This window comes from Clostridium chromiireducens, from assembly GCF_002029255.1.
GTDB lineage: Bacteria > Bacillota > Clostridia > Clostridiales > Clostridiaceae > Clostridium > Clostridium chromiireducens.
This window is the reverse complement of sequence record NZ_MZGT01000048.1, coordinates 1-14,723: the sequence shown is the minus strand read 5'-3', so window position 1 is coordinate 14,723 and position 14,723 is coordinate 1. Positions and strand designations below refer to the sequence as shown.

The following is a 14,723-nucleotide window of genomic DNA, read 5'->3' as shown; positions in this document are numbered from 1 at the left end:
AGAGGGGGAAGAAAATGAAGAGAGCATTAAAAAAATTTTTTACAGTAGAAAAAGCGTTAACCCTTACTACCATAGCAGTAATTATAATAGCCTGGACAATTGTAACACAATTGGGGATTGTATCAGATATTTTAATTCCATCGCCAAAAAAAGTTTGGCTTGCTTTTATTTATATTATTCAAAATAACTATAAAGGCTCATCACTTGTGCAGCATTTAGGTGCAAGTATGGAAAGGTTACTTATTGCCTACATATTAGCTGCTATTACAGCAATTCCATTAGGTCTTTTAAGTGGATATAACAGCAAAGTAAGAGCAATTATTGAACCAATAATAGAATTTTATAGACCATTACCACCCCTTGCTTATTATACATTATTAGTTTTATGGATGGGAATCGACAATGGATCAAAGATAGCACTATTATTTTTAGCAAGTTTTGCACCAATTTATATTTCGTGTATGTCAGCAGTATTAAAAATAAAAGCAGATTATATAAATAGTGCATATACAGTAGGTGCTGATAAATATCAAGTTTTTATCCATGTAATATTCCCATCCTGCCTGCCAGATATATTTGTTGGATTAAGGACAGCTATAGGTGTAGCTTATACTACATTAGTTGCAGCTGAAATGGTTGCAGCAGTTTCTGGTATTGGCTGGATGGTATTAGATGCAAGTAAATTTTTAAGAAGTGATATTATTTTTGTAGGAATTATAATCATGGGGATAACTGGAATATTGCTGGATAAGTTTATACGTATCATAGAAGATAAGGTTGTTCCGTGGAAAGGAAAAGAATAAAAAACAGAATTGAAAGGGGAATTTTTATTATGATATTTAAAAAATTATTAAGTGGGATTTTAGCAGCAACGGTAGTGGCAGGAGCATTAGCAGGGTGTGGATCAACCACAAATAATACTAACGCTAAAGCAAAATCTAGCAAGGAACTTCCGGAAGTTGTAAATATAGGTACCCAACAAATGCCTACCGATGAAAGTCTTGCAAGAACCAAAGGTTTTTTCGAAGAAGAACTAGGAGTTAAAGTTAATATAACTGAATTTGATTCAGGTAAAGATGTAAATAATGCACTTGCCTCAAAAAGTATTGATTTTGGACTAATGGGCTCAACACCTGCAACGGTTGGTATTGCAAGTGGTATTCCAATAGAACTTATTTGGATTCATGATGTTATTGGTGATATTGAAGCATTAGCAGTTAAGAATAGTGCGAGTATTAATAAAATTTCTGATTTAGTAGGGAAGAAGGTAGCAGTTCCAGCAAGTTCAACAGCACATTATAGTTTGTTAAATGCACTTAAAATAAATAATATATCTGAATCTGATGTGAAAATTTTAGATATGCAGCCAAATGATATATATGCAGCTTGGCAAAGAGGGGATATTGATGCTACTTATGTATGGGAACCAACTCTTGGAAAACTTTTAGGTGATGGAAAGATACTTGTTACTAGTAGAGAGCTGGCAGCACAAGGTGTTTTAACTTGTGATACTGAGGTTGTAAGAAAAGAATTTGCAGAAAAATATCCAGAACTTGTAACAAAATATATTAAGGCCCTTGAAAAAGCTAATGATATTTATAAAAATAATCCAAACGATGCTATTGAAACAATTGCAAAGGCTTTAGGAATTAGTAAAGAAGAAAGTGCACATCAAATTAATGCATCGCAATGGTTATCAGGAAAAGAACAGCTTGATAATAAGTATTTAGGGACAAGTGATAAAAAAGGCGATTTTGTTAAGACATTAAAGAGCACTTCTGATTTCTTATTAGAACAAAAAACTATTACAAATAGTCCAGAAATATCAGTATTTGAAAAAGCTGTGAATCCTAAATACATTGAAGATTCTTTAAAATAAATGAGGTGTTAGGTCATGTGTGAAGACAACAAAAATATAGGCTTACCAGTTGTAACGCTTAAAGATATTAATCTGAGTTACGAGAGTGAGAAAGGTACAGTTACTGCACTAGAAAATATAGATTTAAATATTTCAAAAGGTGAATTTATATGTGTGCTTGGTCCATCAGGGTGTGGTAAAAGTACATTGCTAAAAATTATTGCAGGATTTTTAAAACCAACTAGTGGAGTGGCAAAAATGGATGATGCAATTATAGAGGGTGCTGATTGGCATAGAGGGGTTGTATTTCAAGCCCCAACTCTTTATCCATGGCTTAACATAAGGGATAATGTCAGTTTTGGATTGAAAATGAGAAAACTGCCTAAAGATGAAATAAAAAAGTTAACTGACAAGTATTTAGAAGAAGTTGGTTTAACAGAATTTCATAAGCATAAACCTTATGAATTATCAGGAGGGATGAAACAAAGAGCATCTCTTGCAAGAGTATTAGTTAACAATCCAAAAATGATTTTAATGGATGAACCTTTTGGAGCATTAGATGCTTTAACACGGCAAAATATGCAAGCATTGGTAAGAACATTATGGTGGAAAACGAAGAATACGATTTTTCTTATTACTCATGATGTAGATGAAGCATTAGCATTAGGTACAAGGATAATTGTTATGTCAAGCAGGCCAGGTAAAATAGTTAAGGAATTCAATACAGAATTTACTTACAGAATGTCTGCAGAAAATTCAGATAATACCCGTTATACAAGTGAGTATATGAAAATTAGGGAAGAGATATTAGATTTGATAAATCATCAGCCATATATATTTAAAATATAGTTTTTTGAACGACTACCACCTCGGAGGTCCAGTAAATTCTAAGTACAATCCACCTTAAGGATTTAAATAATAGCTTAAAAATAACATAAAGCTATCCAAGAAAGGATAGCTTTTTTATAATAAAAACAAAATTACTTGAGATAGAAAGAAACAAAAAAGTTCGCAGATGGATAATTAAAATTTCTAATGTACATTATTATGGAGTTGAGGGAGTATTTTCAATGATACTTCTTTTTTTGTCGTTGAGAACATATGTGCGTATATTTTGTTTAGTATTGGAAATAATTAGAATATAGATAAATAAGCGCTTAAATCTAAATTTATGATATAATTGAGGTAAGAGAATGGGTTATAAAAAGGCCATTAATAATATACACGATAAGTCTTACAAAGATCTTTACTCTAACAAAATAGTGTTTTTGAATTTAGTTAAAGAAATGCTCAGTGCATCTTGGGCAAAAGATTTAAATGAAGAAAATTTAATTTTGGTAGATAAACAGTACATATTATCAGATTATGAAGAAAATGAGGCAGATATTGTATATAAAGCGAGTATTAATGGTGGAGAAGTGATTTTTTATACTCTTTTAGAATTTCAATCAACAGTAGACTATAAAATGCCTTTAAGATTATTTTTTTATATTAATGAGGTGCTTAGAGAATATATTAAGAATTTAAAAGAAGAAAATAAGAAAAATAGAAAAGGATTTAAAATTCCCGCAGTAGTTCCAATAGTCTTATATAACTCTATAAGAAGGTGGAATTCGCCAAGATTTTTCAAGGACATAGTAAGTAATAGTGAACTTTTTGGTGATGATATAGTTAACTTTAAGTACGAATTATTTGATGTAAATCATCAATATACTAAAGAGGAATTAATAAAAAATAATAATATTACATCAGCTATATTCTTACTAGATCAAAAGGTGAATCCATTAGAATTTTTTGAGAGATTGAAAGCTGTGGCACTAAAGTTTTCCAAATTAACAAGTAGAGAAAAAGAGATATTGAAGCATTGGCTTAGAAATACTGTTGATGAGGCTATAAGAGAAAATGTAGTTAAAATATTAGAAGCTGATAATAGAGAAGGAGTGGAAAATATGGTAGCTAATAATGCATTTATGATAGAAGAAATGAAAGAAAAAGTGAGGAAAGAAACTGAAAAAGAAACTAGAAAACAAGAAAGAGAAAATATTAGATTAAAGGATATAAGAAGAGTTAAGAATTTACTGACTAAAAAATTTGGAGTTCTAAATAACGACTACGATAAAAAAATAGAAGAGCTAGATAGTAATGATTTAAATTTAATCATTGACAATATTTTAGATATTGAAAGTATAAAAGATGTAGAAAAGTATCTTCAAAATTAATAAATATTAATATGAAAGTTTTAAAGATGAAAAAGAAAATAACAACATAAATTAGATAGGCTGAGAGTTTTTGAATTTAGAAAACCTCAGCCTTAATTATCTTACGTAAAGTTATGCAATAATAAACATAAAAAACTGGAAAATACTCGAAACTAAGTAAGAAATATTAAAAATTAAGATTTGAATAATTGAATAAATAAAAAATAATGAACTTAATAGAAATTATTATAGTATATTATTTTTTATGCTAAATATAAAGTGAAAAGTATAACTAAACAAAGGCCTTGAGATGGCAAAAGATTTGTATAAGATCATACCAAAGAAGATATATAGACTACATGAAGTTTGGTGATATTTAATAAAATTCTTATCTTTGGGCTATTAATTTATCTTTATGTAACACATGATCCAATATCCAATTTAAGATAAAGAAAAGTATTTCGTTCAAATGCTTATTGGTATTTGCATCCAAACTTCTAAAATCAATATTGAATATTTTCTTTATAAACTCTGCGTGCTCTATTTTTTGGATTGGTAATTGGTCAGAATTAATTTTCAACATATAAGTTTCTTCCGTCTGAAAATGAAATTTAGTGTATTGACGCAAATCTTCTAATATTTGTACAACATCATCATACTTATCTACACGAAGTTCATTTTTTAATAATTCATATGCTTGATTTCCAATCTCAAATAGATGTTTATGTTGTTCGTCAATTATCTCGATACCAATCGAATATTCTTCTTTCCATGTTAACATCATTTTTCGCCCCTTTTTTATAATATTCTATTAATTTTACCATATAATTAAAATATTTAAAACGTTTTAATTATGTATTGTATAAATGAAGAATAAGCTTTAATTAGTTCATAGAAATTTATGGGAGTAATAGGTAAACGTTAGAAAAAAATTCTTGACTTAAAGTTAACTTTAAGATTTATAATGTAAATGAATACATTTAATTTTTAAAAAGTAACCATAAAAGTTTAGGAGTTGATCTAATGAGTAAAATAAAGATGGGAATTTTAGGTGCAGGTGATATTGCAAAGTTAATGGCAGAAACAATAAGTAAAATGGACAATGTAGATACATATGCAATTGCGGCTAGAGATCTAGAAAGAGCAGAGAAGTTTTCAAAGGAATATGGATTTGAAAAGGCATATGGTTCATATGAGGAAATGTTAAAAGATGAAAGTTTAGATTTTGTATATATTGCAACGCCACATTCTCACCATTATGAACATGCTATAATGTGTTTAAATCATGGAAAACATGTACTTTGTGAAAAGGCTTTTACGTCTAATGCTAAGCAGGCGGAGGAAGTATTAAAATTAGCAGAAAGCAAAGGGTTGTTAATTACAGAGGCAATATGGACGCGTTATATGCCAATGTCAAAAACTTTAAATGAAGTAATAGAAAGCGGTGTTATTGGAAAGGTAACCTCATTAAATGTAAATTTAAGTTATCCAATTACGCATAAAGCAAGAATTATGGATCCAGAACTTGCAGGTGGAGCTTTATTGGATTTGGGAGTTTATACGCTTAACTTTGCAGCCATGGTTTTTGGTGATAAGATAAAGAGTATTTCATCAGCTGCAATAAAAACAGAAACTGGCGTTGATGCTCAAAATAGCATTACAATATGCTTTGAAGATGGAAAAATGGCAGTATTAAATAGTTCTATACTTGCTATAAGTGATCGCCAAGGTGTGATTAATGGAGATAAGGGATATATTGTTGTTGAAAATATTAATAATTACGAAAAAATTAGTGTATTTTCTTTAGAGAGAGAGGAAATTGCAGTTTATGATGCACCAAAACAAATAACTGGTTATGAATATGAGGTTGAGGCTGCTATACAAGCAATTGAAAATAAAGAAATAGAATGTCCACAAATGCCACACAAAGAGACTCTTAGAATTATGGAAATTATGGATTCATTAAGATATGAATGGGGCGTTATATATCCATTTGAACAGATATATAGATAGCCCTACTATAACTTAAATTTATGCATATAACCAACCGAAAGAGAAGGTACTCGTTTACTCGGTTGCTAGAGAAAATGGTTGTGGATTTCTAACAGTAAAAGTTGCACCAGTCCTGCTTGCTCCTTAGGCAAGCTAATGACAAGCAGGACTGGAACAACTTTTACTGAAGAAATACCTACAACCATTTTCTGAATGCAACACTGCGTAAAAGAGTACCTTCTCTTTCTGGTATGAAAAGTATTTCAAAGCATAAATCAAATTCTTGTTTGGGTTATCTATAGTTAATTAATGTATCCATCAGTTCCACGTACTAGTTTTAATAAAAAGAGACTAAGAATCAGATGGAGATCAAACTCCACTTGATTCTTAGTCTCTTTTTTATGCTTAATTAGAGAATTCTTGTGATCCCATATATTTACCGTTTCCGAAGATTACACCTATACCAACTTTATTATATGAAACATTCATCATATTAGCTCTATGGCCTGGTGAATTCCACCATTGATTAAATAATTCAACTGGATCACTAGTATTGTATGCAATATTTTCTCCTGTTGTAGTATATTTGTATCCTATATCTTGTAACCAGTTTGTCCATTTAGTTCCGTCTGGATTTGTGTGGTCAAAGAAGTTATTTTGTATCATGTCATTACTTTTATATCTTGCTACTTGTACTAATGTATTATCCATAGTAAGAGGTTGAAGACCAGCTTCTGTTCTTTTTGCATTCATTAATTCAAGAATTTTTTGTTCAGCTGAAGCCTGTACCGTTATTGAATATTTTGTTGGCAATTTAGGTAACCCCTGTACATCAACTGAATTAGTATTTGAAGAAGCATCAGTAGTAGTTTTATCATTTTTAATATTATTTGTCTTATCAATGTTATCTAAATTGGCTGTATTATTAGTAACTTTTTCTATGTTTTGTGTACTTCCAGAATTTGCATTTGTTTCTTGATTATTTGTTGAAGTACTAACTGTAGATGTTTTATTATTATCTTTAACTATGTTATTATTTGAATCAAAAACTTTGTTAACAACTGGTGTTTTCTCATTAGGAACTTGTCCGTTTGAAGTAGTTGTATTAGTTTCGTTATTTGCTATGGCTTTTCCAATTTTCATTATACCTAATTGGCTTAACAAATCAGATTGTCCATTAACATTGGTAACGCCTGTTTGCATTGTACCTGTATTATGAAAGTTATACAATTTACCGTCATTCATTATTAAACCTTTATTTAAAATGTTATTTAAAATCGTATTATAATAAGTCTTAGCATTTGAATCAAAAGTTGCTGCAGATACTCCTAATGATGAGAAACTACCAATAGTTGTAGCTGCGATAACTGCTGTTATTATTTTTCTTAAAGGATTCTTCATCATAAGTTTTTCTCCTTCTATATGTTTTATTTGCCTCCTTGAATTTCAGATAAACAATAAACATTTTTTGAATGTTTGCTGTTTTCAAGTGAGGTCATGTGTCTATACTAACATTTTTATGACAACATTCAAGACGAAAATCTTCTGCTAAAGTCTTTTAAACGAAATAGGCACAAAATCTCTTGAGTATGGTCTTATATGTTGCTTTATGCACCACGATATCACTAAATACCTTGCAGTGCAAAGGATGGGCCCCAATAATATTTTAAATATCACAGGCATATCAATTACTGCGAACCTAAATAAAATAATATTAAAATAAATTAAACTATGCTATAATCAACGTAATAAAGAATAATTACCAAAAAAATCAAATGAGGTGAATTATATGGATAAATTTAAATTTTTTACAAGGTTTGCTGAATTAGATGGATTAAAAAATGTAGATGTTAAGAATAAGGTATTGAGAAAATTAACTGAGGATGATGAAGAAGTTTGTTTAGGACAAAGACAAGTAGGAGAGAGAAGTTATCATATTTTCTACTTATATAAGGATCGTTTTTGTGTATATTATCATGGTGGTGGTATAGATACAATGTGTACTTCAGATAAATTAGATGTTGTCTTAGATTATGTAAATAACTTAAGTCCTGAAGATTTTTAGAAGTAATAAAGAAAGTGGTTATTATTTTAGAACCTAAAAAGGTGTATATTTTTGAATATACATTTTGGTTTTACTAGAATAAAGGAAAACTTACCCTACAAGATAAATATAAATAAAACATAAAAATAGATGGCCAATGGTCATCTATTTTTATGTTCTAAGATAATAATCATACCTATTAAGTGATTACAGTGGAGATATAAATTGTTAATAATATAAGGGGCTTAAGATATGAAAAACAAAATAGGGATGGATGCAATTGTTTTATGAATAATTTCTATTTTAATTTTGAATTTTAAAGATAATCACTTGCAATTAATAATTATTATTTGTAAAATATAAATAAGGAATCTTATTACAATAAAGGTGAAGAAGAAGGGAAACCTACTTTCAATGATCGTCATCCAGTATTAAGAAGTGGAAAGGTAATGGTTAATAGAAAGTGGTCGCCAATTGATGGAGAAAAATTCGTAGAAGAATTTATTTAGATATAATCAATTGGATTGGTACTAGTAATAGGTGTTTAAGGAGGTTAAAATGATGAACAATAGTGTAATTAAAATAAATAAACTAAGTTCTCAATGGGAGACAAGTGACCCTTTTATATTCTGTGCACATCATAAGGATGCTTATCCAAAGGGGAATGATGAGATGGGACCCAATGCATCTCTAGCAGGCAGAATTATTGGCAATGATTTTCGGGGAATAGATGGCTTTAATATGTACCATGGTGATAATATTCCGGGATTCCCACAGCATCCACATAGAGGTTTTGAAACAGTTACAATAGTGTTAGAAGGATATGTTGACCATGCAGATTCAGCAGGTGCAACAGGCAGATATGGAGCTGGCGACGTGCAATGGCTTACTGCTGGAAGAGGTTGTAATCATACAGAAATGTTTCCTTTAATTAATAAAGAGAAAAATAATCCATTAGAATTATTTCAGATTTGGGTCAATCTTCCTAAAAAAGACAAATTTGTGGAACCACATTATAAAATGCTTTGGGCAGAAGATATACCGGTTATACAATCTCGAAATGAAAAGGGTAAAACAAGTACTATAAAACTGATTTCAGGTTCTTATAATGGTACTAGGAGTTTGGATTCTTCGCCTAATTCATGGGCAAGTAATAGGAATAACAATGTAGGAATCTGGATTATTCATATGGAACCAGAAGCTAGTATCGAGCTTCCTAAAGTATCTTCTACACTAAACAGAACTGTCTACTTCTATGAAGGCGATAAAATAAATATTGAAGAAACTAGTGTTGAGGTTTATCATAGTGTAAAACTTGCAGGAGATGAAATAGTAGAAATAAAAAATGGTACAAAGGAAAGCTGCCTGCTACTTTTAGAAGGAGAACCAATTGGAGAACCTGTTGTAAGTTATGGGCCTTTTGTAATGACAACTGATAAAGAAATTAAGGATGCTTTTGATGATTATAGAAGCACTGGCTTTGGAGGATGGCCATGGGAACGTGATGATTTTGTTCATCCAAGAGAAAAAGGAAGATTTGCACAATATCCTAATGGTAAAATAGAATACAGATAATTATTATGTATAAGCGGAAGTATTTTCATTTTTATCCGATAGCTAGCATCCGTAACACTCCCCCTTCTTCAAGTGGGAGATAACGGCTGCACGCTCCTGGATAAGTTCAACTAAATTCAGGTGGAGTTATAACTCCACCTGAAAAGTTTCACTTTATATCCACAGACAATATATTAAAAATTAATGAAAAAATAAGAATTTAATAATGAGCTGAGATTTTCTGAATTTAGAAAGTCTCAGCTTTATTATTTTAAAGAGAAGACTATTCTAATTTTTGTACAAATAGCATAGATGTTAGAATCGGTATTATTTAGAACTTAATTGTTTTTATGTTGAAGTGATGGAAAATATTTTCTAGTTTCCCGGATAATGATATACTAATAATGAGTGAGATAATGAGAAAAAATTAAAGAACATAGAGTAAGGGGGAGAGAAATGAGTATAACTGAAATATCAGTAAAAAGACCAGCTGCCATGTGGATGGCGGTAATCTTATTCGTTGGACTTGGTATCATGGGATATAAAAGCATGGGGGCAGATTTAATGCCATCTATGAATATTCCGGTTATATCAATAATGACAACTTATAACGGAGCCAGTGCAGAGGATATTAAGAAAGATATTGTAAAACCAATTGAAGATGCGGTTTCAGGAATAAGCGGGGTTGATGTACTAAATTCAACTTCAGGGGAAGGTTATGGTACTGTTACAATAACCTTTAAAATGAGTGCAAATATAAATACCGCATATTTAGATGTTCAAAAGGCTGTTGAACTTGCTTCGGCGAGACTTCCTAAAGCTGCTGATAAGCCTATTTTATATAAAATGGATATGAGTTCCATACCTATGATGATAGTCTCAATAAATGGTAATGCCAGTTATGAGGAGCTTTACAATCAATCTGATATCTTAAAACAAAGATTAGAAAAAGTACCTGGAGTGGGCAATATTTCATTGCTAGGTGCGGATAAGAAGCAATTGATGATAAAAATTGACAAAGCTACTATGGAGTATTATGGAGTCAACATTGATACTTTAATGGGAACCTTGCAAGCGTCAAACGTTAATATACCAGCTGGAGAGATTAAACAAGACAGCTTAGATCAATCTGTTAGAATTATTGGTCAGTTTAGTTCCGTTGATGCTGTACGAAATCTATTAATACCTGCTGGCAATGGAGTGACTATTCGTCTTGGGGATATTGCGAAAATTGACTTAGAAGTTCCAGATGCTACAGTATTAACAAGGTTTGGTGGTAACAAGACTATAGCTATGATACTTGGAAAGCAAAGTGATTCAAATGTAGTAGAAGTTGCTGATGCTGTAAAAAAGGAACTGGAAGATATAAAATTAGCACTTCCAAAGGGAACAGAAGTAAATATTTTAATGGATACTACTACTTTTATTAATTCTTCACTTACTCAAATAAAACATAATCTTTTTGAAGGAATTTTAACTACTGCAATTGTACTTTACTTATTCTTCCGCAGTTTCCGTTCTTCTTTAGTAGTTTTAATTGCTATACCAACTTCACTGGTTGCTACATTTTTTATGATGTATCAGATGCACTTTACCTTGAACATGTTGTCACTCATGGGCTTATCGCTCGTTGTAGGTACTCTGGTGGATGATTCTATAGTTGTTATAGAAAATATACAGCGGCATATGGATATGGGGAAAAATCCTATAGACGCAGCTATTGAAGGTCGTAGGGAAGTAGGAATGGCAGCAATAGCTATAACCTTATGTGATATTGTTGTATTTGCTCCCGTTTCTCTTGTATCAGGTTTAGTTGGACAGATGTTTAGGGAATTTGGACTTACTATTGTTGCAGCTACAATGTTTTCGCTAATTGTATCTTTTACAATTACACCAATGCTTTCTTCAAGGCTATTAAAAAATGAAAACCTTAAAAAGCTGCTAGTACAAAAAGAAAAATCTAAAATATTAAGTAAAATAACTCCTAAATTTATTAGTAGAATAAGTTCTAAATTCAGCAGAATAAATGCTAAAACAGAAGGGTCTTTTGAGAAACTTGTAGAGGCCTATAAAAAAGCTTTAATATGGTCTTTAGATAACAGGAAAAAAGTTTTAGCTATAGTTACTGCAGGAGTTGTGTTTAGCGTCATGCTAATTCCAATGGGAGCGATAAAGTCAGAGTTTATACCTATGGCGGATCAGAGTTCTCTTCAAATTAATGTGAAGCTTGCCCCAGGATCTACATTAAAACAAACGGATGAGAAGGTCTCTGAGCTAGAGAAATATTTACAAGAAACGAAAGAAGTAAAAAATTATTTTTCCTTGATTGGACATGATGGAGAATCAACTGCAGATAAATCTATTGCTCAAATTTTCATTAATTTAGTTCCTAAGGGGGAACGTAAAAAAAGCCAAAGTGAACTTGCAAGTGAGTTACGTGCTTTTGGTAAAAAAATGTCTGGAGCAGATATTAATGTAGCAGAGTCATCGTCCTCTGGCGGTAGTGGTAAGCCTGTATCAATTAAAATAAAAGGAAATGATTCGGATACTATAAGAGATTTATCAAAGGAAGTTGAAACGTTACTAAGTACGGTTCCAGGAATCACTGATATAAGTAACTCTACAAGTTCAAGAAGCAGTGAACTTAGGGTAAATATAGATAACCTAGCAGCTACTCAGTACAATATTTCTACAGCAAATGTTGGAAGTGTTGTTAGAATGGCACTTGCAGGAACCAATGTGGGAGTGTACAGATCAAAGAATGAGGAAAATGACATAACCCTTAAGTTTGAAAATGGACAAATCAAGAGTCCTGAAGATCTTAAGTCCTTGAAAATTACAAATTCCTTAGGAGCGCAAATTCCACTGAGTCAAATTGCATCCGTTCAAAAAATAGATGGTGCCCCTTCGATATCTAGAGAAGATAAGCAGGATATGGTGACTGTTGAAGCTAATATTCAAGGAAGAGTTCTTGGAGAAGTTACCGATGATATTAATGCTAAACTAAAGGCTCTTTCGGTTCCAGATGGGTATAGTATAAGCTTTGGAGGAAATCAAAAACAGATGGCAGAGAGTTTTTCTTCTCTTGGACTTGCTTTATGTGCATCCTTAGCTCTTGTTTATATGATTTTAGTAGTGCTTTATGAATCCTTCTTAACTCCATTTATAAGAATGATGGCTCTGCCTTGTGCTATTATAGGTGCTTTTGTTTTACTGGCTCTAACTGGACAGACTTTAAACTTGATGTCCATGATTGGATTAATTATGTTAGAAGGATTAGCATCTAAAAATGGAACATTACTCATAGATTATACCAATACCCTTATGAAGAGAGGAATGAGTTTAAGAGATGCTCTTATTGAATCTGGTGTTACTAGATTAAGGCCAATAGTCATGACAAGTGCAACTATGATTGTTTCCATGTTGCCAGTTGCCTTATCCATGGGTGAGGGAACCGAAATGAAAAAGAGTATGGCAATTATAATAATTGGTGGTATGATTGCATCAACAATACTCTCACCAATTGTATTACCAGTTATTTATACATTAATGGCTGATTTAAGAAGCGTAGTATCTTTTAAAAAGAAGAAAAATCAGAACCTAGAGGGGGGAAGCACCTATGAAGTTTAAGGGGTTAAAGAAAAAGAAAAAGCTTTTAATAGGAGGTGTAGTTTTAGCAGTTGTTGTGGCTATAGTTATTTCAATCCTTGCTAAAAATAAACCTGCAGAAATAGTACAAGAGGTTAAAAACGTAAAAACACAAAAAATAACAACTGGAACTATTTCAACAAATGTAGAATATGCAAGTAACCTAAAGCCTGCGAAACAGGTAGTAGTTTCGCCAAAAGCAGGAGGAAGAGTTACGACTGTAGATGTAAAGGTAGGAGACAAGGTTAGTGTAGGCCAAACATTATTTACATTGGACACTATAGATTATGCAGCACAACTTGAGCAGGCAGAGGCGGGAGTGAGTGCAGCTAGTGCTAACTTAGAAAGAACTAGCGACTCTGGGTTTATGCAGCAATTATTGCAAGCGGAACAGCTAGTAGGAAAATTACAAATTCAATATAATACTGTAAAAGACAGTTATGACAGAACACAAACTTTATATTCTGCTGAAGCAGTATCTAAAAAGGAGTTAGATGATGCTAAGGCCCAATTTGATGCTATAACTATTGACTTAAAAAATGCGCAGGATAGCTTGGAACTATTAAAGAGTAAGTCAGGACCTCAAGCTACAAAGGCGGCTGCAGCAGCGCTTGAACAAGCACATGCAGGAGTGAGTGCAGTGCAAAATCAGATAAATAACGCTACCATTACTGCACCAATAGCTGGAGTTGTGTCAGAAAAAGCAGTAGAAGTAGGTGAGCTTGCTAGCGCACAGTCAGGTTCCGTTACTGTTATAGATTCTAGCAGTTTAGAAGCAGAAATAAATATTCCTGATAAAATGCTTGAGAAAATTCAAGTAGGGCAATCGGTACAGGTTGATATAAATGCATTACCAGATGCAAAAATAGTTGGAGTAATAGAAAATATCAGCCCAAATACAAGTTCAAAAAACAACTTCTATGTTGTGAAGGTTAAAATTGATAATTCTAATGATGAAATAAAAGCAGGTATGTTTGCTAAAATATCCTTACCAGCTGAAAAGAAGGACAACATTTTAATGGTTCCAAATGAAACAATTAAAATGGAGAATGGTGTAAATTATCTTTATACAGTTAACAGTGGCCAGGTGAAAAAGATAGCAGTTGAAATCGGAATTTCAAATGAGAAATTTACAGAAGTGACAGGCAAAGTGGAGGAAGGCATAGATGTAATTACTGAAGGCCAAAATTTATTAAGTGATGGAGAAAAGGTGAATTTGGTGCAATAGGCTAACGACTCAAGTAAAAATTGTAAGATTTAATTCATATTTAAAGAAAATAACAAGTCAAATTGTACTAGCAAAAGGAATGTAGATAGATTTGTGTAAAACAAATCTACTACATTCTTTTTTTGTATTGTTTGATGGTAGATTTGGAATAATATACTTAAAAATAATAAGGGAGGATTCCAAATGAAAGTACCGGATATT

Annotated in this window: 11 protein-coding genes; 9 read left to right on the top strand and 2 right to left on the bottom strand. The window is 31.7% G+C overall.

Annotation, left to right across the window (positions count from 1 at the left end):
- Positions 1-14 precede the first annotated feature (14 nt).
- The 4 genes from CLCHR_RS16600 (at position 15) to CLCHR_RS16585 (ending at position 4,077) form a co-directional block, all read left to right on the top strand.
- Complete coding sequence (locus tag CLCHR_RS16600; protein WP_079440941.1) at positions 15-803, top strand: ABC transporter permease; 789 nt, start codon at positions 15-17, stop codon at positions 801-803.
- 29 nt (positions 804-832) lie between these two features.
- Positions 833-1,879: a taurine ABC transporter substrate-binding protein gene (locus CLCHR_RS16595; protein WP_079440940.1), complete on the top strand. Its 1,047-nt coding sequence runs from the start codon at positions 833-835 to the stop codon at positions 1,877-1,879.
- Positions 1,880-1,894: 15 nt separating this feature from the next.
- The gene (locus tag CLCHR_RS16590) at positions 1,895-2,707 is read left to right on the top strand and encodes an ABC transporter ATP-binding protein (protein ID WP_079440939.1); all 813 of its coding nucleotides are present in this window, start codon (positions 1,895-1,897) and stop codon (positions 2,705-2,707) included.
- 344 nt (positions 2,708-3,051) lie between these two features.
- On the top strand, positions 3,052-4,077 hold the full coding sequence (locus CLCHR_RS16585; protein WP_079440938.1) for an Rpn family recombination-promoting nuclease/putative transposase: 1,026 nt from the start codon (positions 3,052-3,054) through the stop codon (positions 4,075-4,077).
- 367 nt (positions 4,078-4,444) lie between these two features.
- On the opposite strand, the gene CLCHR_RS16580 is transcribed toward CLCHR_RS16585, so the two are convergent.
- Positions 4,445-4,837, bottom strand: a complete 393-nt coding sequence (locus CLCHR_RS16580; RefSeq protein ID WP_079440962.1) for a bacteriohemerythrin — start codon at positions 4,835-4,837, stop codon at positions 4,445-4,447.
- 242 nt (positions 4,838-5,079) lie between these two features.
- Between CLCHR_RS16580 and CLCHR_RS16575 the strand changes: the two genes are divergently transcribed.
- Entirely contained in the window at positions 5,080-6,069 is a 990-nt protein-coding gene (locus CLCHR_RS16575) for a Gfo/Idh/MocA family protein (protein WP_079440937.1), read from the top strand.
- A 384-nt stretch (positions 6,070-6,453) separates the two neighbouring features.
- On the opposite strand, the gene CLCHR_RS16570 is transcribed toward CLCHR_RS16575, so the two are convergent.
- On the bottom strand, positions 6,454-7,452 hold the full coding sequence (locus CLCHR_RS16570; RefSeq protein ID WP_079440936.1) for a CAP domain-containing protein: 999 nt from the start codon (positions 7,450-7,452) through the stop codon (positions 6,454-6,456).
- Between the two features lie 385 nt (positions 7,453-7,837).
- On the opposite strand from CLCHR_RS16570, the gene CLCHR_RS16565 reads away from it, so the two are divergent.
- The 4 genes from CLCHR_RS16565 (at position 7,838) to CLCHR_RS16550 (ending at position 14,522) form a co-directional block, all read left to right on the top strand.
- Positions 7,838-8,113, top strand: coding sequence for a hypothetical protein (locus tag CLCHR_RS16565; RefSeq protein ID WP_079440935.1), 276 nt, complete (start codon positions 7,838-7,840; stop codon positions 8,111-8,113).
- Between the two features lie 540 nt (positions 8,114-8,653).
- The gene (locus CLCHR_RS16560) at positions 8,654-9,667 is read left to right on the top strand and encodes a pirin family protein (RefSeq protein WP_079440934.1); all 1,014 of its coding nucleotides are present in this window, start codon (positions 8,654-8,656) and stop codon (positions 9,665-9,667) included.
- A gap of 435 nt (positions 9,668-10,102) precedes the next feature.
- Positions 10,103-13,276 carry an efflux RND transporter permease subunit gene (locus CLCHR_RS16555; RefSeq protein WP_079440933.1) on the top strand — a complete coding sequence of 1,058 codons (3,174 nt, stop codon included), beginning with the start codon at positions 10,103-10,105 and terminating at the stop codon, positions 13,274-13,276.
- Complete coding sequence (locus CLCHR_RS16550; RefSeq protein WP_079440932.1) at positions 13,266-14,522, top strand: efflux RND transporter periplasmic adaptor subunit; 1,257 nt, start codon at positions 13,266-13,268, stop codon at positions 14,520-14,522. Before CLCHR_RS16555 ends, CLCHR_RS16550 begins: the two co-directional genes overlap by 11 nt.
- Positions 14,523-14,723: the final 201 nt, after the last annotated feature.